The sequence below is a fragment of the Dokdonia sp. Asnod1-B02 genome (assembly GCF_045063955.1).
In the GTDB taxonomy this organism is placed as follows: domain Bacteria; phylum Bacteroidota; class Bacteroidia; order Flavobacteriales; family Flavobacteriaceae; genus Dokdonia.
The window spans coordinates 650,360-672,402 of sequence record NZ_JBEFNW010000002.1; the positions used below are offsets into that span (position 1 = coordinate 650,360).

General features: G+C 39.6%; 18 protein-coding genes. 7 read left to right on the plus strand and 11 right to left on the minus strand.

Going from position 1 to position 22,043, the window contains the following annotated elements; genetic code table 11:
• Positions 1-12 precede the first annotated feature (12 nt).
• The 6 genes from ruvC (at position 13) to pbpC (ending at position 11,047) form a co-directional block, all read left to right on the plus strand.
• Complete coding sequence (gene ruvC / locus ACJJVU_RS03030) at positions 13-567, plus strand: crossover junction endodeoxyribonuclease RuvC (protein WP_405222162.1); 555 nt, start codon at positions 13-15, stop codon at positions 565-567.
• 16 nt (positions 568-583) lie between these two features.
• Positions 584-1,717, plus strand: a complete 1,134-nt coding sequence (hemW, locus tag ACJJVU_RS03035; RefSeq protein ID WP_405222165.1) for a radical SAM family heme chaperone HemW — start codon at positions 584-586, stop codon at positions 1,715-1,717.
• Between the two features lie 81 nt (positions 1,718-1,798).
• Positions 1,799-2,557 carry a cyclase family protein gene (locus tag ACJJVU_RS03040; RefSeq protein ID WP_405227450.1) on the plus strand — a complete coding sequence of 253 codons (759 nt, stop codon included), beginning with the start codon at positions 1,799-1,801 and terminating at the stop codon, positions 2,555-2,557.
• Positions 2,557-2,871 (plus strand): antibiotic biosynthesis monooxygenase, encoded by a 315-nt coding sequence (locus ACJJVU_RS03045; RefSeq protein ID WP_298329736.1) that lies wholly within the window; start codon positions 2,557-2,559, stop codon positions 2,869-2,871. Before ACJJVU_RS03040 ends, ACJJVU_RS03045 begins: the two co-directional genes overlap by 1 nt.
• A 212-nt stretch (positions 2,872-3,083) precedes the next feature.
• On the plus strand, positions 3,084-8,675 hold the full coding sequence (locus ACJJVU_RS03050; protein WP_405222168.1) for an alpha-2-macroglobulin family protein: 5,592 nt from the start codon (positions 3,084-3,086) through the stop codon (positions 8,673-8,675).
• Between the two features lie 2 nt (positions 8,676-8,677).
• Positions 8,678-11,047, plus strand: a complete 2,370-nt coding sequence (pbpC, locus tag ACJJVU_RS03055) for a penicillin-binding protein 1C (RefSeq protein ID WP_405222171.1) — start codon at positions 8,678-8,680, stop codon at positions 11,045-11,047.
• Between the two features lie 3 nt (positions 11,048-11,050).
• Here pbpC and ACJJVU_RS03060 read toward each other — a convergent pair whose 3' ends face one another.
• From ACJJVU_RS03060 to ACJJVU_RS03080, 5 genes are read right to left on the minus strand one after another with little or no spacing between them, the layout of a single operon-like run.
• The gene (locus ACJJVU_RS03060; RefSeq protein WP_405222174.1) at positions 11,051-11,533 is read right to left on the minus strand and encodes a YciI family protein; all 483 of its coding nucleotides are present in this window, start codon (positions 11,531-11,533) and stop codon (positions 11,051-11,053) included.
• 1 nt (position 11,534) lies between these two features.
• On the minus strand, positions 11,535-12,002 hold the full coding sequence (locus ACJJVU_RS03065) for a CYTH domain-containing protein (RefSeq protein ID WP_405222177.1): 468 nt from the start codon (positions 12,000-12,002) through the stop codon (positions 11,535-11,537).
• 23 nt (positions 12,003-12,025) lie between these two features.
• Positions 12,026-12,403, minus strand: coding sequence for a VOC family protein (locus ACJJVU_RS03070; RefSeq protein WP_405222180.1), 378 nt, complete (start codon positions 12,401-12,403; stop codon positions 12,026-12,028).
• A gap of 5 nt (positions 12,404-12,408) precedes the next feature.
• Positions 12,409-12,777 (minus strand): VOC family protein, encoded by a 369-nt coding sequence (locus ACJJVU_RS03075; protein WP_405222183.1) that lies wholly within the window; start codon positions 12,775-12,777, stop codon positions 12,409-12,411.
• Entirely contained in the window at positions 12,761-13,429 is a 669-nt protein-coding gene (locus tag ACJJVU_RS03080; protein WP_405222186.1) for an NAD(P)H-binding protein, read from the minus strand. The genes ACJJVU_RS03075 and ACJJVU_RS03080 overlap by 17 nt, the downstream gene beginning before the upstream one ends.
• 57 nt (positions 13,430-13,486) lie before the next feature.
• On the opposite strand from ACJJVU_RS03080, the gene dinB reads away from it, so the two are divergent.
• Positions 13,487-14,599 (plus strand): DNA polymerase IV, encoded by a 1,113-nt coding sequence (dinB, locus tag ACJJVU_RS03085; RefSeq protein ID WP_405222189.1) that lies wholly within the window; start codon positions 13,487-13,489, stop codon positions 14,597-14,599.
• Here dinB and ACJJVU_RS03090 read toward each other — a convergent pair.
• The 6 genes from ACJJVU_RS03090 to ACJJVU_RS03115 all read right to left on the minus strand — a co-directional run bounded on the left by ACJJVU_RS03090 (position 14,596) and on the right by ACJJVU_RS03115 (position 21,864).
• On the minus strand, positions 14,596-15,030 hold the full coding sequence (locus tag ACJJVU_RS03090; RefSeq protein ID WP_405222192.1) for a YybH family protein: 435 nt from the start codon (positions 15,028-15,030) through the stop codon (positions 14,596-14,598). The genes dinB and ACJJVU_RS03090 overlap by 4 nt on opposite strands.
• A 52-nt stretch (positions 15,031-15,082) precedes the next feature.
• Positions 15,083-16,186 (minus strand): DUF4407 domain-containing protein, encoded by a 1,104-nt coding sequence (locus ACJJVU_RS03095; protein WP_405222195.1) that lies wholly within the window; start codon positions 16,184-16,186, stop codon positions 15,083-15,085.
• Positions 16,187-16,399: 213 nt separating this feature from the next.
• Positions 16,400-17,671, minus strand: coding sequence for a mechanosensitive ion channel family protein (locus ACJJVU_RS03100; RefSeq protein WP_298352644.1), 1,272 nt, complete (start codon positions 17,669-17,671; stop codon positions 16,400-16,402).
• A gap of 85 nt (positions 17,672-17,756) precedes the next feature.
• Positions 17,757-19,844: a M56 family metallopeptidase gene (locus tag ACJJVU_RS03105; protein WP_405222199.1), complete on the minus strand. Its 2,088-nt coding sequence runs from the start codon at positions 19,842-19,844 to the stop codon at positions 17,757-17,759.
• Positions 19,841-20,212 (minus strand): BlaI/MecI/CopY family transcriptional regulator, encoded by a 372-nt coding sequence (locus ACJJVU_RS03110; protein WP_405222202.1) that lies wholly within the window; start codon positions 20,210-20,212, stop codon positions 19,841-19,843. Before ACJJVU_RS03110 ends, ACJJVU_RS03105 begins: the two co-directional genes overlap by 4 nt.
• 263 nt (positions 20,213-20,475) lie before the next feature.
• Positions 20,476-21,864, minus strand: coding sequence for a dipeptidase (locus ACJJVU_RS03115; protein ID WP_405222205.1), 1,389 nt, complete (start codon positions 21,862-21,864; stop codon positions 20,476-20,478).
• Between the last annotated feature and the right edge of the window lie 179 nt (positions 21,865-22,043).

Consider the following 22,043-nt stretch of genomic DNA (forward strand, 5'->3'; position numbering starts at 1 on the left):
ACAATAAAAGCATTGGCAGACGAAAGAATCATATTAGGGATTGATCCAGGAACCACAATTATGGGTTTTGGACTCATTAAAATAGTGGGAAAGAAGATGGAATTCATGCTGCTTAATGAGTTGTTGCTTCAAAAGTATAATGATCCTTATGTAAAACTCAAACTTATTTTTGAGCGAACTATCCATTTAATTGACACCTACCACCCAGATGAGATTGCGATAGAGGCGCCATTTTTTGGAAAGAATGTACAAAGTATGCTCAAGCTAGGTAGGGCACAAGGTGTTGCGATGGCTGCAGGATTATCTCGTGAAATCCCCATCACAGAATATCTTCCTAAAAAGATAAAAATGGCAGTTACTGGAAACGGTAATGCAAGTAAGGAGCAGGTGGCAAGAATGCTGCAATCATTACTCAAACTAAAAACCTTGCCTAAAAACCTAGACTCCACAGACGGACTCGCAGCCGCAGTCTGTCATTACTATAACTCTGGTAAAGTAGAAATAGGTAAAAGCTATTCTGGCTGGGAGAGCTTTGTAAAGCAGAATGATAAGCGGGTTAAGAAATAATATTCTTTTAGAAATTATGGCATCCATCTACATTCACATACCATTTTGCAAGCAAGCATGTCACTATTGTGATTTTCACTTTTCGACCACCATGGGTAAAAAGGAGGAAATGATAACGGCAATCATAAGCGAACTTGAGATGCGTAAAGCCGAGTTTGAAAATGATGAAGTGTCTAATGTTTACTTTGGTGGAGGGACACCTTCTGTTTTGAACACTGAGGAGATTGAACAAATTATAGATGCCTGTTATAAGCATTATACGATTGAAGAAGATCCAGAAATTACCCTAGAAGCAAACCCTGATGATCTTACTCCAGAGAAAATAAGCGAACTAGCCGCGTCAAGAATTAACAGGTTGAGCATAGGCGTACAATCGTTTTTTGAAGAAGATCTCAAATTAATGAACCGTGCCCATAATGCTCAAGAGGCACTAGACTGCCTGAGATTAACTAGAGCAAGCTTTCCTAATAGTTCGCTCGATCTTATTTACGGAATCCCTGGGATGACTAATGAACGATGGGAAGAAAATATTGATCAAGCGTTAAAACTTAATGTACCTCATATATCTGCATACGCACTTACCGTAGAACCTAAGACAGCATTAGAAAACTTTATCAAAAAAGGAATTGTTCCACCCGTAGAGGACGAGGTTGCTCAAGAGCATCATGAGCTTTTAATACGTAAAATGGAAGAAGCAGATTATGAGAACTATGAGTTTTCAAACTTTGCAAAGCCTGGTTTCCACTCTAGAAACAATACGGCCTACTGGCAAGGGAAAAAATACATTGGGATAGGCCCTTCTGCACATAGTTATGATAATAATCGTCGCGCGTGGAATGTTAATAACAACCCGAAGTACATAAAAGCAATCACTGCTGGAGAGTTGCCACAAGAGGTGGAAGAGCTCTCACTTACAGATCAATACAATGAGTATGTGATGACTAGATTGCGCACGCAGTTTGGGGTATCACTCATAGAGATAGCCACTTTATATGGCGAGAAGTACAAAGACTATTTTGTTGAGTATTCGCAAAAGCATGTAGAAGAACACCTCTTGTTTATGGAAGGCGATCGTGTGTATGTTTCAAAAAAAGGGAAATTCTTAAGTGATGGTATTGCAAGTGACTTATTTATACTCAACTTAAAGTAGCATAGCTTGTAGCAATGAGCTTAATGAGTCTAGGTAAATCACTTGAGTATTTTTATCTTTAGTTTTCTTTGGAACTACTATATGCTGGCAAAAATCACTCATAATAAAGAAACCTTTACGGTAGACCTTTTAAAACCTATTGATCTCTCGATTCCTCTTACATCTAAGAAGAATCCGCTGGCTTGGTATATTGATCCGCCTACGTTTGAGACAGTCACAGATGGCGATTGGGTAGGTAAAGTGAGTGAAGGTGGTGATGTGAATTTTACCACTATTACTTTTAATCCGCACGCGCACGGAACCCACACAGAGACCGTTGGCCATATTACAGAGAAGGTACACAGTATCAATAAAAATCTCAAAACTTTCTTTTTTGTGGCAGAGGTGATTACAGTAATTCCTGAACCCTTAGATAATGACGAAGACGATTTTATACTAAGAGATAAGCAGTTCCACAGTATACTTAAAGGGAAATCTCCAGAAGCTTTGGTCATACGCACACTGCCTAATGCACGCGAAAAGAAATCAATGAATTGGTCTCACACAAACTGGCCGTTTATAGAAGAAAAAGCAATGGTACGCTTTCGCGAAAGCGGAATCAAACACCTTCTCATAGATCTTCCAAGTGTAGATAGAGAAAAAGATGGCGGTGCTCTTAAAGCACATCACGCCTTCTGGAATGTAGAAGAAAATATACGCCTGGATGCCACCATTACAGAGATGATTTATGTGCCGCACAAAGTGGCAGATGGTAGGTATTTACTCAATTTACAAATTGCTTCTTTTGAGAATGATGCCACACCAAGCAAACCCGTGCTGTACAAAATAGAAACCGAATAATGCAAGCACCTTACTACGCTGTAATTTTTACATCTACACAAACCAGTAGCACAAGAGGCTACAAGCAAGCCGCAGATCTTATGGAAGAGCTGGCGGCAACAATGCCTGGTTTTCTAGGAGTAGAGGGCGCTAGAAATGATAGCGACCATCTCGGGATTACTGTTTCTTACTGGAAAACATTAAAGGATATCGCTCACTGGAAAGCACAAGCAGAGCATCAAGGTGCCCAGCGCATGGGTAAATCAGATTGGTACGACAACTATACAGTGAGAATTTGCAAAGTAGAACGCGAGTACTCTTTTGATAAAAGTTAAAATCCTCCTAAAAGTTAATTGCCTTATACTAGTTGTTTTAACATTTCCGTTGAACAAGTAACCACACTACCAGAATTCTATATCAATCAGTCACTAACTTGTTTAATATGAGCTGTTTTCGGCTTAAATTTAAGCACTCATTATTTAAGCGATTTACGTTTTTTTATCAATGAGTAAACATTAGTTTTGGGCACCTAACACAATCACTATCAATGCGTAAAAACCATCTACTCGCCTTTCTCGCCGTACTACTAATTGTCATTTCTTGTGATAAAACTCCATCTGCAACAGATAACCTTTTTAAGTTTAAAGACTATATTTCATACACAACAGAGGGGCGCCAGTCTGTAAAGAGTACTATAAGAGTGGAGCTAGCAAAGGCACTCACGCAGTTTGAGCTAGATCAAGAAATACCTGCAGATATATTAAAAATAAGTCCAAGTGTCTCTGGAAAGTTAACCGTGCGTAACCAGCGATTACTAGAATTTGTGCCTAGTGAACCACTAGAAGCAGATGTGGAGTATGAGGTGACTGTTTTTCTAGACAAACTCTATGATGATCTAGAAAAAGGGATGGATGAATTTCACTTTTATTTCAAGACTATCACGCCAGATTTTAAAGTGAATCTGCGTGCATTACAGTCGTATAGTAAAGAATATAACTATCTAGAAGGACAGATAGAGGGAAGTGATGATATCGCTTTCGCGAAAGCGCAACAACTCATAAATGCTACACAAAATGGAAACGCACTATCTATCAAATGGTTTAGCCAAGATGCTTATGCTAGATTTCATTCCTTTAGAATAGACAGTATCTCTAGAGCCGAAGAGGACTCAAAAATTGAAATATCATGGAATGGTAAAGCGATAGGAGCAAAAGAAACTAAAGGAGAAAATACCGTAGAAATCCCTGGTCGTAATAACTTTAAAATTATAGGTATTGATCAAACTAGAGGAGCAAATGCGTCATTAGCAATTAACTTTTCTGACCCTATACAAGACAAGCAAAATTTTGCCGGACTGGTAACTATCCAGCAAGGTGGTAATCTTCGTTTTGAGGTAAATGGTAATGTACTTACCGTATATCCAGAGACTAAAATTGTAGGAAATGCACTGGTTGAGGTTTTTGAAGGTATTAAAAGCACAGATGGATATAGGCTTAAAGAGCAGTTTCAAGAATCAATAAGTTTTGAGCAGGTAAAACCTGCTGTGCGCGCTATAACTAACGGGGTGATTTTACCTAATTCAGCAAGTACTCCTTTTTATTTTGAAGCCGTAAGCTTGAGCCACGTAGATGTAAGAATCATTAAGATTTTTGAAAATAATGTGTTACAGTTTTTACAAGATGGACAACTCAATGATGCAAGTACCTATAACCTAAAAAGAGTAGGTCGCAGGATAGCAAAGAAGACCATACAAATAGCAAATAAAGAAGACCTAGATAATGGGCAGTGGAAAGCTCATGGTATTGATCTATCAACGGTGTTTAAGGCAGATCCAGGAGCACTATATCGTATAGAGATAAGTTATAAACCAGCATACGCAATCTTTGAGTGTACAGATGATACATCTACCGCTGTAGATGATGATAGCTATGATGATTATTACTATGAAGAAGATTATTATGACAACTCAAATACAGAAGCAGAAAGTGCAGATGAAGATACGAGAGAGGAACAATACTGGGATAACCGTATCTATAGATGGCGTAAGCAAGTGTATAACTGGGAGCAAGAAGATAATCCTTGCCACCCTGCTTATTATCAAGAAGGAAGATTTATCAATAGCAACCTGCTAGGTTCTGACCTTGGTCTTATTGTTAAGAAAGGAAAAGACAATTCTTACCTTTTTGCAGCGGCAGATATTATTACAACTACCCCAGAAGCAAATACAAAAATCACATTATATAACTATCAGAAACAAGCTATAGGTACTGTAACTACAGATGCGACAGGTATAGCAAGAGTTACGCCAAAAGGTTTTCCTGTGTTTGCCATAGCAGTAAAGGATAACAATTATGCATATTTAAAACTAGAAGACGGGCATAGTTTGTCTATGAGTAAGTTTGATATTTCTGGTAACCAGTTAGAAAAAGGTCTTAAAGGCTTTACATATTTAGAACGCGGTGTGCATCGTCCAGGAGATACGATACATCTTACATTTACACTAGACGATAAAGCAAATCCATTGCCTAAAGATCATCCAGTAAAACTTGAAGTTACAGACCCTAGAGGGAAGTTGATGTACAGAAAGGTACTCACTAGTAAAGAGGGAACATCTCAAAATAATGAACGCTCGCTTAATAATTTTTACTATTTCCCTGTCCCAACAACACAAACGGCTCCTACTGGAAATTATAATGCGACCATCTCTGTAGGAGGAGCAACATTTTATAAGTCTCTTAAAGTAGAAACTATAAAGCCTAACCGACTCAAGGTTAATTTAGAATTTAAGGATGAAATACTAGATGCCAGTGGTAGTATAGAAGGTACTGCAACCGTAAAATGGCTCCACGGAGCACCAGCACGCAATCTCAAAATTGTAAGTGACGCTACCATCCGCAGTTCAAATAGCGGTTTCAAGAAGTTTCCTAAATATAATTTTTATGATCCTATCCGTCGTTTTGATGAGGTAGAAATTAATGTGCTAGATGGTAAACTAGATAATGAGGGAAGTACTAAAATCAATAAGAAATTAGAACTCAGTAAGCGCGCTCCAGGAATGCTTAAAGCTACGTTTGTGACAAAGGCCTATGAAGGTGGTGGTGATTTTTCACTAGATGTCGTTAGTAAAGATGTCTCGCCTTTTGAGCATTTTGTAGGCTTACGCTCACCAGAAAGTAGAGCCTACGGCAGCTACTATACAGATGAGAATACAGCATTTGATCTTGCGACAACAGATGCACAAGGAAATCCAGCGGGCAATCGTAAGCTGGAAGTAAAAGTCTTTAAAATGGAATGGCGCTGGTGGTGGAATCGTAATAATGATAATTACTCAAGCTACGAGACAGGAACAGTGCACACGCCCGTGCAAAACTTCACAGTTACTTCTGGAGCAAATGGAAAAACAAGTTTTAATGTAAATATCCCAGAAAAAGAAAGCGGTCGTTATCTCATTAGAATTTTAGACCCAGAGAGTGGTCACGCTACGGGACGCATCGCATATTTCTATAGAAACTGGAGTGGTTTACAAAGTGATCCTGAGAGTGCAAAGATGCTCGTATTTTCTGCAGACAAAGAGAAATATAATGTAGGAGAAAAAGCCATCATTAAATTCCCGTCATCATCGGCAGGAAGAGCGCTCGTAAGTATTGAAAATGGTACAAGCGTACTAGAAACGTACTGGGTAGATGCGGTGAAAGGAGAAACAGAAGTACGCATTCCTGTTACCTCAGAGATGGCTCCTAATGTGTATGTAAACATTGCATTATTGCAGCCCCATGAACAGTCGGCAAATGATTTGCCTATCAGGTTATACGGTGTGATTCCGTTGCTTGTGGAGGATGTTAATACGGTGTTACAACCACAAATATCCATGCCAGATGTTCTCAAGCCAGAGGAGAATTATACGATAAAGGTAAGTGAGAAAAACAGCAAAGCAATGACTTATACCATCGCTGTGGTAGATGATGGCTTGCTGGATCTTACGAGATTTCAAACACCAGAGATTCACAAGCATTTTTATAGTAGGGAAGCGCTCGGAGTAAAGTCGTTTGACATGTATGATTATGTAATCGGTGCATACTCGGGTAGTGTAGATAATATTTATGCAATAGGTGGAGGTGATGCAGGAAGTGCTGCCAAAAACCGAAAAGCAGAACGTTTTAAACCCGTTGTTAGCTTTTTAGGTCCTTTTGCTTTAAGCGAAAACGAAACAAAATCACACACTATAAAAATACCAAATTATGTAGGCTCTGTACGTGCGATGGTGATTGCTGGAGATGCCACAAAAAGCGCCTACGGTAAATCAGACAAAACGGTGGCTGTGCGTAAACCATTGATGGTGCTAGGTTCGCTTCCGCGAAAATTATCTCCGGGAGAGCACGTGACTTTACCCGTTACCGTGTTTGCCATGGAAAGTAAAATCAAGCAGGCTAAGATTACGATAAAAACTTCTGAAGCTTTTAAAGCGTCTGACGGGAATGTGAAAACGGTAAATTTCACGCAAGTGGGAGAAAAAATAGTGCCATTTGAGTTTGATATGCAAGCCGCAACAGAAGTGCAAACGGTACAGATTATTGTAGAAGGTCACGGAGAACGTGCAACCTATGAAGTAGAAATCGATGTAGAAAATCCAAACCCTATCACGCAACAAGTAACCGATTATGAACTAGACGCTAGCGGAGATCTTACCATTGATTATTCAACCTTTGGTGTAGCAGGAACAAATGAATGCGCTTTAGAATTTTCGACATTACCACCTATGGATTTTACAAAGCGTATGCAATATTTGATACGCTATCCACACGGTTGTGTAGAGCAAACTACGTCTGGCGTATTTCCGCAATTATTCTTGAGTGATATTTTTGATCTGACTTATGAGCAAAAAGCCGAATCACAAGAACACATCAAAAATGGAATTACCCGTCTAGGAAGATTCCAGAATGCAGATGGAGGTCTTGGTTACTGGCAAGGAGAATCAGAAGCAGATGACTGGGGCACAAGTTACGCAGGTCATTTTATGATAGAAGCACAAAAGAAAGGCTATGCATTGCCACTTACTTTTATGAGTAACTGGTTGCGTTTCCAGAAAAAAGCTGCCCGCGAGTGGCGATCAGGGCAGTATGCCTATAATGCCACCTTAATGCAAGCGTATCGTTTATATACCCTTGCTCTAGCTGGACAACCAGATCTTGCGGCAATGAACCGCTTGCGCGAAAACGGAAACCTATCAAACGAGAGCAAATGGAGACTAGCAGGAGCCTATGCACTTGTGGGGCAGGAGAAAGTAGCTCGCGAACTAACAGTAACGGCAAATATTGATTTTAAGCCCAAAAATTATGACTACCACACCTATGGTTCTGTGTATCGTAACAGAGCGATGGCACTAGAAACAATGGTGGTTATGAATGATGCTAAGCAAAAAGAATTGGCTATATCAATTGCCAAAACGCTAGCGTCAGATAGATGGTTGAGTACGCAAGAAACAAGTTATGCGTTACTCGCTATGGCAAAAATGGTGACTAAAAACGGTGGTAAAGCCATGCAGCTGTCTATTATGAAAAACGGTAAGGAAGTGGTGATAAACACGCCACAAGCCATAGCGCTCAGAGATCTTAAGACACAAGATGGTAAGAATAGCATCACACTTAAAAATCAGAAAGAAAATACTGTGTTTGTGCGCTTAGTACAGAGCGGAAAATTACCACTAGGTAAAGAGCTTACAGATAGTAAAAATCTGAGAGTGAATACCACCTTTGTGGATGGGTCAGGAAATCCTATTGCGATTAATAAGCTACGTCAAGGAGAGGAGTTTACTGCAAAAATTACAGTAAGTAATAACAGTCGCGACTATGTAGATAATATCGCGCTCACACAAATCTTTCCAAGCGGGTGGGAAATTGTAAATACACGCTTTACAGATGCACAAGGCGGTACAGAAGGCAGCGCACGCTACACAGATATAAGAGATGATAGAGTCAACTTTTATTTTGATATGAGTAAAGCCAGCACAAAAACGTTTACGGTACGTCTCAATGCAAGTTACTTAGGTACGTATTACTTGCCGGGCACTCAGGTAGAAGCAATGTATGATGCAAATTATTATGCAAGAAACCAAGGTAATTGGGTATTGACTGAGAAGTAGTAATGACCAAAACCTCCATCATACAGTTTTTAAAATCTCATAAAGTCAAGCTCATTATATTGACGGGATTTTTTATGTATTGGTTGTTCTCCTTGCCTTCACCATTGTTTGAAGATCCGCATGCGACGGTGGTGGAGAGTGCAGAAGGTGAATTACTGGGTGCGCGTATTGCGGGTGATGGGCAGTGGCGTTTTCCTGCGCTAGAAAGCGTTCCTGTAAAGTTTGAGAAGTGTATTCTTCTTTTTGAAGATGAGTACTTTTATACGCATCCCGGGTTTAATCCCGTGGCTATGGGGAAGGCAATCTGGGGAAATATCACCACAGATAAGCGTCGTGGTGGCAGTACCATTACACAACAAGTAATTAGACTTTCTAGAAAAGGAACAGAACGTTCTTACATGGAAAAGCTAGTCGAACTCATAAAGGCAACAAGGCTCGAAGCTGGATATGCTAAAGATGAGATTCTTAATATGTATGCGACCTATGCGCCTTTTGGCGGTAATGTGGTAGGATTAGAGACTGCCGCTTGGCGATATTTTGGACTTCCAGCAGATCGTTTGAGCTGGGGGCAAATGGCTGCCCTAGCTGTTTTACCTAACAATCCTAGTATGGTGCGACCGGGTAAAAATGAGGTTACGCTTTCGCGAAAGCGTGATGAACTCCTTAAAAAACTCTGGGAAACTGGAGAAATAGATGAGATAACCTATGAGTTGTCACTCCTTGAAAAACTCCCAGGAAAACCCTATCCATTACCACAACTAGCGCCACACCTGGTAGAGCGAATAAAACAAGAGTCTGAAGGAAAGCGCATCCAGACCACTATAAAAGCACCACTGCAACGCTCATTAAATAGACTGGCCAAAGAGCATTACGGACAGTTAAAGCAGAATGAAATTTACAACCTTGCCATGGTTGTGATAGATGTAAATACTAAGGAAGTAGTGGGTTATGTGGGAAACGCACCTACAGATGCGGCACATCAAAAGGATGTTGATATTGTAACAAAGTCACGAAGCACAGGAAGCACGCTGAAACCTTTTTTATATGCCGGAATGCTAGATGAAGGTATGCTCTTACCTAAAACGCTGGTGGCAGATATTCCCACGAGTATTAATAATTACCAGCCACAAAACTTTAATAATGAATACAGTGGCGCAGTAGCTGCAGATGTTGCTTTGGCTCGATCGCTTAATGTTCCTGCTGTGCGTTTGTTACGACAATACGGTCTTGATAAATTCTATGGCAATCTTAAGGAAATGAACCTAGGCGGAATTAATAAACCGGCTTCTCATTATGGACTTGCTATGATACTAGGTGGTGCAGAGAGTAGCCTGTTTGAGTTGACAAAAACCTATGCAGGAATGGCAAACACGCTGCATACATTTAATAAGTCGAGTAGTGAGTACTCGGCGTCTTCATTTGAGGAATACACGTTGCGCAAGGGTTGTGCTACCTGTGATAAGAAAGAAGAGAGTTTGCATAGTGAGCCAAGTGTCTTTTCTGCTGGAGCAATATATAATACGTTAGAAACTTTACGTACGGTAAATAGGCCTAATGGTGAGGAGAACTGGCAGTTTTATGAAGATGCGCAGCCCATAGCTTGGAAAACTGGGACAAGTTTTGGCTTTAAAGATGCCTGGGCAGTTGGTGTTACACCTCAATATGCCATAGGTGTTTGGGTGGGAAATGCAGATGGAGAAGGCAGACCAGGCATCACGGGTATTCAAGCAGCGGCTCCATTGTTTTTTGATATACTTCGTAGCTTACCCATGAGCGGTAATTGGTTTGACACGCCTTATGATGCTCTTGCCGAAATAAATGTATGCACAAAAAGCGGAATGAAAGCGAGCGTCTATTGCCCGCTTACAGAAAGTATTCTGGCTCCTGTTGCTGGAAAGCATAGTGCTGCCTGTCAATACCATAAACAGGTATATGTAGATCATAGTGAGACCTATCGCGTTAATTCTGATTGTTATGAACTCGATAAAATGAAGGCTAAGAATTACTTTGCGTTACCGGCTTCATTAGCTTTTTATTATTCAGCAAAGCATCCAGATTATAAAGAGTTACCACCCTATCTCCCTAATTGCGGATTCTCAGGAGAGCAACCGATGGTTTTTATATATCCCAAAAATAACGAAGGCGTTATTTTACCTAAGAATTTTGATTCGGAAATAAATGATGTGGTGCTTAAAGTAGCTCATCGCAATCCAGAGACGAAGCTCTTCTGGTATTTAGACAATAACTTTATAGGCAGTACAGAAGTTTTTCATGAACTAGCCATTGCACCAGAAGTAGGAAATTATACACTCACCGTAGTAGATGCTCAGGGTAATGAACTCAAGAAGCAAGTTGAGGTTTCTAGAGGGTAATGTCTATCTCAAAGCAAAGCCTTTTCCAGCCCAAAGCGGTTTTATGTCAACCACCAGCTTGCCACTTTGTACTGCGGGATCTAGGCGTACTAGACTATCTGCTGTAGCAAGGTTTGGGACATTGTAAATTGTAATTCCCTGTGTAATACCTAAGCTATCTTCTAGAGGTCCAGATATATCTGCATAGCCTAACTCGTACATACGACCTAGATGTGCGCGGTGTCCTTTTTGAATTTTTGAAGCTTCTTCCTCATCTTGTGATCTATTAGGTCCCGTATTGAGAAAAGCTAGAAAATACTTTTGCATAATTACCGTGTCCTGAATATCATTATCGTAATAGTCGAATATCTCAAAACCATTGGCTTTAAGATCTGCAATTTGTTGTGCTTTACTAGGTGAAGCTGCGACTGCGCTAGTGTTTGTCTCAACCTTAGATTGACAACCTAATAGTAGTACGAGTACTAAGAAAGTGAATGTAATTTTCATATTACCAGGTTTTAAATGGATTCTCAGATAGCTGCGAGTTGTAATATTTGTTATCTCCTGTCACTTCGCTGTCTATCCATTCTGGTGTTGTAAAATCTTCTTTTTCAGCGTTGAGTTCTATTTCGGCAACGGTGAGTCCTTCGTTTTCTCCATAAAACTCGTCTATTTCCCAAGTGTGGTTACCTACAGTATACTCGTAACGTGTTTTATCTATAACTCCAGGAAGACATAGTGATAGAAGCGTTTGCGCCTTATCTACTGCGATTTCTTCTTCTACTTCTACACGCGTAGTACCGCTATCGTTTGATTTTCCTTTAATCGTAAGAAAGCCTTTCTCGCCTTTAATTCGCACTCTAACAGTTCGCTCAGGATCTGTACTTAGATATCCTTGAGTAATGCGAGTTGCCTTTTGAGCAACATCTTTAAAAGCTGCTGAGGTTACTAGGAATTTTCGTTCTATTTCTAACATAATATTGCTGTTATATCTAGCCTTTAGTTAATGCGCCACGGCGGATTTTTGCGATTATCACCAGCGTAGTAAAGAATAATTTGATTTCCATCTGGATCCTTAAGTCTTGCCTCTCGCCACAACCACGACTGATCTGTGGGCAATAGGTCAAAAGTAACATTCTCCCCTTGTAATCGTGACACTTCTTGGTCTAAACGCTCTGTTTCAAAATATACCGTTACTCCAGCACCTGCAGGTAGCTCATCTACAAGATGTATAGAAAACGTAGCATCTCCCTCCAAGCACTCAAAGCGTGCATAATGTGGCAAGGCTTTTACAATAAGACGCAATCCCAGTTGCTCATAAAAAGAAATGGAAGTTGCAAGATCTAGTGACGGTACGGTGATTTGGTTGAGGTTCATAGCGTTTATTTTTGCCAGGGAGTTATGGTCGTAGGGGTGTCCTTTTGGTAAAGCACCACATTATTCCCATCGGGATCTTGTAGTGTTAAGTCCTTTCCACCCCAGTCTCTGTATATGGTGGGGCTGAGTACGCTTTCGCGAAAGCGTAATTCAAACACCTCAATACCGTCTGTTTCAAAATAAACGGTTACTGGTTGTTCTGGAAGTTTGGGATTATAATAAGCTGTAAAAATGACTTCGTGCTCCTTGTTTTCAAAATGTGCGTGATGCTGAGGCTCGTGTTCAATAAGTTCCATACCAATGCCTGTATAAAACGCAATCGCGGCTTTAAGGTCTTGGGAGGGAACGGTGATGTGGTTAAACGTGGTAGGCACTGCTTAGTTCTTTAATCTCAATATTTGTGATGTCTGTGTGGGTTACTGTTTGTTTTGCAAGTTGTGCCATTGCTCTAGCAATATCTTTTGCTTGTGTAGACTTCCACTTTTTGAGCGGTCCCACCATAAAAAAGTCCATAACGGCCATCATCATTTTAAGAGCTTTCTCGCCTTTGCGAGCGTCATCTGGGCGGCCATTTATAAAAGCAGGTTTAAGAATGTGCGTGTTCTCAATGCCTACCTTACTCAAGTCGCGCTCCATCTCACCTTTTGTACGCACATAGAAAAACGGACTCTTAGCCGAAGTTCCCGCAGAAGAAATAACCATATAACTTGCTATCCCGTGTTGCTTTGCCAGTTGCGCCGTTTCAATCGGGATGCCGTAGTCTATAGCTTTATATTTCTCCCTGTCTGGCGTTTGGGCCTTCGTTGTGCCTATGCAGCAAAAAATAACATCACCTGTAAATTGCTCCTTGAAGGTACTCGTGTTTAGTAAATCACAAATAATCTCTTCTACTTTGTCGTGTGTAAAAGAGGTAGGCCGCCTTGTAAAAATTTTCACTTTAGAAAATGCTGGGTCTTTTATGACTAACTCTGTTAAAAGTCCGCCAGTAAGACCTGTGGCGCCGAGTATGATTGCTGTTTTAGACATACTCAAAGTTACGATTTATACTACAAAACCTTCTGAGTACTTTGTAACTTGCATACAATGTCTGAGCTGCCTATAAAAAAGATAATTCACGTAGATATGGATGCATTTTATGCATCTGTAGAGCAGCTGGACAACCCAGATTTACGAGGTAAAGCTATTGCTGTAGGTGGCGGTGGTGAGCGTGGGGTGGTAAGTGCAGCGAGTTATGAGGCTCGTAAATATGGCGTGCGGTCTGCTATGGCGGGTGCGCTTGCGCGAAAACTATGTCCCGACCTCATATTTGTAAAGACTAACTTTGAGCGATACCGAGAGGTCTCTGCTCAGATACGCTCCGTTTTTCACGAGTTTACAGATCTTGTAGAACCCTTATCACTAGATGAAGCCTACCTAGATGTTACCCAAAATAAAGTAGGAATGCCTAGCGCAACCGTTATTGCCTCGTGGATACGACAACGCATAAAAGAAAAAACAGGACTAAATGCCAGCGCAGGAATAAGCATCAATAAGTTTATTGCAAAAGTTGCCAGTGACATTAATAAACCTAATGGCCAGAAAACCATACCGCCAGAGGAGGTAATCACCTTTCTTGAGGAACTAGACATCAGAAAGTTTTACGGTATAGGAAAAAAGACTGCCGAAAAAATGTATCTACACGGCATTTTTACAGGGATGGATCTCAAATTAAAATCAAAAGAATATCTGAGTGACAACTTTGGAAAAAGTGGAGCTTACTACTATGATATTGTGAGAGGTATACAACATAGCGAAGTAAAGCCTAACCGCATACGCAAGTCACTTGCAGCGGAGCGCACTTTTAGAGAAAACATCACTTCGGAGATTTTTATGCTTGAAAAGCTAGAACATATAGCCGAAGAAGTGGAGAGAAGATTAGAAAAAAGTAAAGTAGCAGGTAAGACCATTACTCTCAAAATAAAATACTCAGACTTTACACTCCAGACCCGCTCAAAAACGCTGGACTTATACGTGAGGTCTAAAGACATCATACTAGAAACCGCAAAGGATTTACTGTATCAAGAAAAAATGAAAAATAGCGTGCGTCTTTTAGGCATCTCACTATCTAACCTCAATACCGAAGACCGTAAAAAGAAGGATGCAGCAAAAGCTGTAAAAGAAGAAGAGATCGATGTACAGATGCGATTTACCTTCTAGCAAGACATATCTGCTACAATTTTCCAAACGCCGTTTATACGCTTAAAGATGATGATAAAAACACCGTCTGCATTTCCTACTTTACGTTTGAGATGATATTCTCCCATCACGTAATAAGCGTTTTCTTCTATGAGTGTCATATCATTTATCACAAATTGCAACTCACCTGTGTGATCTAGCGTAGGGTATCCTTTTTTATAATTTGCTAGTGTGTTTTCCCACCCATAGGTAAGGCCTTTACTTCCATAAAACTTTAAGGAATCACTCTTCCAGTAGCCTTGCATAAAAGCTTCTAGATCCCCCTGTGACCAGGCTTCTTGTTGTGCTCTTAACACAGCTGTAATGGCTGCCTTATTTTGAGCAACTGTAGGTTGTTGCTGGCAATTTATTAATAAGAAACTAGCAAGCAAGAGCGTGATAACGATTTTCATAATAAGCCTATTTCCTATAAAGATACATTATAGCACATAGGACTAAATGTGACTATCCTAAAATTTTAGTCTGCCGCCTGTAGAAGGCATCTTGCTGTCGTTTTAAAATCTCTTTAGCCATCTTTTTCTTGTAGTTGTAAAGCTCTTCATCTTGAGCGATATCTGTATACACGCGATCATTTACAATATGATCTGTCTCGGTAAGTATCTTGCGTTGTAAGGCTTTTTGTGCACTCCATTCTTTTATGGTGAGCTCGTGGTCTGCAAGTTTTATATCATACTCACCCATAGGCGAGATGAGCTTAGAAAATATAGGTGCCGTCTCTATGGCAAGAAAGAGTAAGAAAATAAACAACGAGGGTAGCCACGGGAGTTCTTTCATCGCATCTATGCGCGCCATTAATCCGTCAAAGTTATTTATAATGGGCTGACTCGTGCTTACAGCAGTGTTGAACTCGTCGCGCAGTTGTATTTTTTGCGCTTCGGCTTGTGCTATTTTTTCTGCATTTGTGGCTTTGAGAGTAGTGAGTTCTGCAAGAGCCGCATCGTGTTTATCTCGCTTTTCTTGATAGACTGGGCCTTTGCCTAGTAGCTCTGTGCCAGCAGTACCTTCTGCCTCGTCTATGTAGATTTCATATAGGTTATTTACTTCTGTTTCTTTGGAAGTGATTTCTTGTTTTGCGGCAGCTATTTGGGCATCCAGTTTATTGATTTCTGGCGTGTATTGTGCGAGTATCTCGCCTTGATTTTGCACGGTGAACTCATTTTTTTGACTGAGCATCACGCGGTCTATCTCTTTCTCAAATATTTTAAGCTCTAAGGGTTTTGAAATCACCACAGCAATAATTACCGCAAGAATAAGGCGCGGAATTGCCATTCCAAATTCTTTCCACCAGTTGTTTCGCTTTTTGAGTGTAGAAACAATAAAACGGTCTAGATTAAAAATAACCAGTCCCCATAATAAACCAAAAAGTATGGCTCTATATACATTATCAAAAACGGTAAAAAGCGCATAGGTTGCTGCGATGGTGGCTAGTACGGCTGTAAAAAATACGGTAGCTCCTATGCCAGCATATTTATTCTTTTCTCCGCGAGAGCAGGTGTCTAAAACGTCACGATCTGCACCAGAGCAGAGAATAAAAAAGGATTGAATCATAATACGGTTCGTTTAGTTAGTTTTTGAGTGGGTGGTTGTTATGCAACCGGCTGATTGATGAGGGTGTGGAGTACTACAACGACGGTTTTCTGCTTTTTCGTATGTATTACACAACAAGGTGCAGGCGTAGGTGAGTCTCTTGCTTTAAGAGACTCATAAAATATGAGATTGTTGCAGTTGTGTGTGTTACGCTTTCGCGAAAGCGTAAAAAACCTATTGAGAAACGTCTATAAAGTTATCACGATTAGGACTACTAGGGTATTCAAAGAGTTCAAGATCAAAGTAAGGTACGGCGGCCAAAAAATGGTCAAAAAGATCTGCCATTATGTACTCGTAGTTTTCCCATTTTTTGTCCTTGCTGAAGCAATACACCTCTAGTGGGATACCTTGTGCAGTAGGAGCCAGCTGGCGACACATAAGAAGCATCTCTTTGTGTATGGCGCTGTGGTTTTGAATATAGGTCTCCATATATTTTCTAAAAAGACCTACGTTAGTCAGGTTGCTACCATTAATCTGGATAGACTTATCAGAATCATCTCGCTCGTTAATGCGAGCCAGTTTTTCCTCCATATTTGTGAGGTAATCTGTGATGAGTCCTATTCTCTTAAAGCGTTGTATATCCTCGTCAGTAAGAAACTTTATGCTGTCTTGTTTTATATATAAAGAACGTTTTATACGACGACCAGGACTGTCTGTCATACCACGCCAGTTCTTAAAAGAATCTGAGATAAGGGCGTAGGTAGGTATGGTGGTGATGGTCATATCAAAGTTTTGAACCTTTACCGTTGCGAGGTTAATCTCTACCACATCACCATCTGCTCCATACTTTTCAAAAGTGATCCAGTCGCCTATGCGCACCATATCATTTATAGCAACCTGAATACTTGCTACAAACCCAAGAATAGTGTCTTTAAAAATGAGTAATATAATGGCTGAGGCGGCACCAAAAGTTCCCAAAGCTTGCCCTAGTGATACAGGCGTGAGAAGACTTATTGCATAGAATATAGTAAACACCCACGCAAAAATCATAAAGACCTGTATGTAGCTATCTATAGGTTTATCACGTAAACCTGGTACCGTTTTAAAGTAATCTCTCAGGGTGTGTAAAAGGGCTCTTATAATACGTAATGCAAGAATGACTCCTATAAGATTGAGTATGACACTAAAGACGTGCTCAATTTCAAGAAAATCATCTAGTACAAATGGAAGCGCTCCTATAAGTAAGTATAATGGGAGTATGTGTGCTAGTCTTCTAGGTACACGGTTTTTGATGAGGAGATCATCAAAATTTGTTTTTGAACTTTTTGAAATATATGCAGCGAGGTTGCGCAGTACTTTACGCACGAGCATATCTGCCAGAAAAACCAACACTAGCACAATAATGCCTAGTACAAAGGCATTGAGATACTTAGAGAAGGTTTCTGATAGTCCCCAATCAATAAAATGATCAAAGAAAAAACAGCTTATTTCCTTTTTATAATCCATTGCCGCAAAGCTACATATATCTGTATTAATGGCTTTGCTATTGGCTTTGTTTTAAGAAATAAGCTGTGTGAAGTATAGCTTGTAATTATTCTTTGATTTTCACAAATTTGAAAGATGGTTTCTCTTTTTCAGAACCTTTTGAAATGAGCTGCATAGTATACAAAGGGTTTTCAAATAATTCAATCATCTCGTCGTCTGAGAGTAACTTGTCATTATAGTAATAAAGTACTTTTTGTTGAAGTAAATCCTTATGGATAATCATTTTATTATGTAAGGTAGAAGTCTGCGTGCTAATATTAGGTTCCTTAGATTTAAGTATCGCTTCTTCTTTTGAGATTTCTTTTCCTTCAAATTCAAAAGTACCGCCATTTAGGGCGTGCTGTTCAACGTCTTCTGATAAAGAACCATCTTCATCATAACTTGCTTTAACTTCAAAATGATTGCTTTTTTGGTTGATTGGATAAGGCTGATTTTTATCTATCTGTTCATTATTCATATCATTATAAATAATTTGAATTGTTTTTAAATCAGCAGCAGGAATTTGTTCAATAGTTTTGTTTTTATATTTTGATGTGAGGCGATTGTAAATTTCTAATTGGCGTCCATCAACTCCTGCATTTTCAGGAAGCTTATCTATAATAACTCCATTCTTGTTATTATTCATCACAGCTAGTGCTTTTTGACCAGTATCAGTTACAGTGATTGTTAGAGTATCACCTTTTTTAATTGCTGGTTTTTGTGGCACATTATTATCCTTGCTTCCTATAAAAGTTTTGGGTGGCTTGCTGTAAGGATACGGTGTTTTAATTTCTGTTACACCACCTTTTGCAAGACGCACAGCTTCTTCATAGGTTACTTCTTTTCCATTATAGATAAAAAGGCTACCCAGTTTGTGCATTTTAAGTAAATGTTCTTCTGGAGATGGCGGCGGTGGCGGTGGAGGAAGCTCTCCTCTAGTTGCCGGTGGAGCAGGAGGCGCTGGCGGGATAAGGCGTAGACTGTTATTTGCCTTATACAATTGCGTTTGTCTAAAAACAGCTTCGGCTTTATTTATAAACTCTTTTGAGTTACCCTTAAAGATCATAGATCTTACCGGCTCTGCAAACTCCTCATTTGTCCACTGTGCGGTGATGTTATCTACGCTTTCGCGAAAGCTGTCAAGCGGACTATATTGTCCATTTATATAGATACTATCATTTCGTACCTCTATAACTAGTGCATTTTTCCCATTACGTGCTGCTCCTTCTACAAACTGTGTGGCGTATGTTGAGGTTTGAGGTGCCTTTTGCTCTTTAGGTTTTTCTTGAGCAATGATACCTTGATTAAAGAGTAGTAGGCAAATTGTAACTACTGGAATGAGTAGCAATGCGCGCAGCACTACTTTTTTACGACTAAATGATTGTGATAACATAACGATTCGTTTTTTGGTTAATGAATAATTAAAAGGACTCTCGAGCGCAGTGTGATGAGTACTGCTTGCATAACTTAAGAGTATTTTTTGATATATAGCAATATTACTTTTATCTGCTATAGCACCTTGATCTGCTAGAAATTCGTGGTTTAATTTTATAGAACTTTTAAAGAGCCACGCCAGCGGATTAAACCAGAAAATGACCTGTATAAACTCTATGGCAATAATATCTAGGGAGTGCTTTTGGCGCACGTGAGTTGCCTCGTGAGCAAGTACTTCTGGGGCTATTTCCTGTTGTGTGTATGATTGTCTGTTTACAAAAATCCACTTGAGAAAAGAGTGTGGTACCATCACTTGCTCTAATAGGGCAAGCGTAAAGTGTGATGATGGGTGAAGCTCTGCCTGATGTATCTTTCGCTTTAAGCGCACAAGATTTACAATAAAACGTGTTCCAAAAATGAATATTCCTAGAAGGTATATTCCCCAGATAACGGTGTTTGTGTAATCTACTTCGGTAACCTGAGGCACTTGGTTTGGAGCAGAAACTGTCTCTACATACTCTTGAAATATGGGAGTAATCTGCGGTGCTTCTGCTGCTTGGTATGTAAAGGTTACAAGCGGTATGGTAAATGAAAACACAAGACTTGCCAGGAGGTAAAACCTTTTAAAGTGATGCATCGCTTTTCCTTCTAGCGCTAGCTTATAAAAGCCAAATAGGATGCCTAAACATAAAGCGCTTTTTAAGAGATAGATGAGTATCATTTCTTTTTGGCTTTAAGTTGGTTATCTATGATTTGTTTTAACTCCTCTAGTTCTCGCTGTGAGAGATCTGTCTCACGGGTAAAGAATGAAGCAAACTGCCCAGCGCTATCATTAAAGAAATTTTTAATCAGGCCATTTACGTGTTTTGAGAAGTAGTCTGTCTTCTTTACGAGAGGGAAGTATTCTCTAGAACGGCCGTATTGTGTATAATCTACAAACTTCTTGTCTTGCATACGCTTAAGTAGCGTTGCGATTGTCGTCGTCGCTGGCTTTGGGTCTGGATATGCTTCTATGAGATCTTTCATAAAAGCCTTTTCCTGTTTCCAGAGCAATTGCATAAGCTGTTCTTCAGAAGTGGATAGTGCCATAATGTTCTACAGTATTAGAATATACTCTACAAATGTAGAATAATATTTTAATTCTACAAGTGTAGAGTTAAAATATTTTAAGATAAGTGTCTGTAAGTGTGTCTTTTTGCGCTTTCGCGAAAGCGTAATTACCCTCGTTCATATCAGTAGGGAATAGGCTTCTGTCTATTGTATGGCTTCGTTTTTTTTAAAATATTGATATAAAAAAACGCTTTAGTAATCTGTAAATTACCAAAGCGTTTTTAATTAAATAAGATGTAGTACTATTTACTCATCTCTGTAAAATACTGGTAGAAATAAGGGATGGTTTCTATTCCTTTTAAGTAATTCCATACGCCAAAATGTTCGTTTGGTGAGTGTATCGCATCACTGTCGAGACCAAAGCCCATAAGGATTGTTTTACTTTTAAGCTCTTTCTCAAAAAGCGCCACAATAGGAATACTACCTCCACTACGTTGCGGGATAGGTGTTTTACCAAAAGTTTGCTCATACGCCTTTTCGGCAGCTTGATAAGCCACATTATCTATAGGAGTAACATAACCTTGACCTCCGTGGTGAGGTGTTACCTTAACTTTTACGCCTGCTGGAGCAATACCCTCAAAATGCGTTTTAAATAGTTCTGTGATTTCTTCCCACTCTTGGTGTGGGACTAGTCGCATTGATATTTTTGCATATGCCTTGCTTGCAATCACTGTTTTGGCTCCTTCTCCAGTATATCCTCCCCAGATACCATTTACGTCAAGGGTAGGGCGTATAGAGTTACGCTCGTTTGTAGTGTAACCTTTTTCTCCATACACAGCGTCTATATCTAGCGCTTTTTTATACTCATCTAGTGAGAAGGGTGCTTCGCCCATTTTATCGCGCTCTGCCTGTGTGAGTTCTTCTACCTTGTCATAAAAGCCTTTTACAGTGATGTGATTATTCTCATCGTGTAGTGAGGCAATCATTTTTGATAAGACATTAATAGGGTTTGCCACAGCACCTCCATACAATCCAGAATGCAAGTCACGGTTAGGTCCTGTAACTTCTACTTCTACATAGCTCAAGCCACGTAGACCTGTTGTAATAGAAGGAATATCATTTGCAATCATCCCTGTGTCAGAAATAAGGATAACATCATTTGCAAGTTTTTCTTGGTTGCGCTCTACATACCAAGCAAGGTTTGCGCTTCCTACTTCTTCTTCACCCTCAATCATAAACTTCACATTACAAGGAAGTCTATCATTTGCAACCATATACTCAAGCGCTTTTACGTGCATATACATTTGCCCCTTGTCATCACAAGCGCCACGTGCAAAGATGGCACCGTCTGGATGTTTATCTGTTTTTTTAATTATAGGTTCAAATGGTGGAGAATCCCATAGTTCTATAGGATCTGCTGGTTGTACATCATAATGACCATACACAAGAACTGTAGGTAAGTTTTTATCTATAATCTTATCTGCATACACAATTGGGTATCCAGGGGTCTCACAAATTTCTACTGTGTCGCAACCAGCATCACGTAAACTCTGTGCTACAGTTTGTGCTGTTTCTTTAGTAGAGGAGGCAAATGCTGGATCTGCACTTACACTTGGTAATTTTAATAACTCAATAAGTTCGTTTAAAAATCGATCTTTATGTTCAGCTATATATTCTTTAGAATTTTTCATCAAATAGTAATTTTTTCAAAAGTACAAATAAGAGTAGTTCTATAAGAGCTTGGAATTTATAAGTCATAAATCTTTCGTTCATATCGTCAATTTTATTGAAAATATTACTAGTAACAAATCAATATAAAAATGCATTTTTATTTGAAATAATAAAATATTGTGCATTTCATCGATTAAAG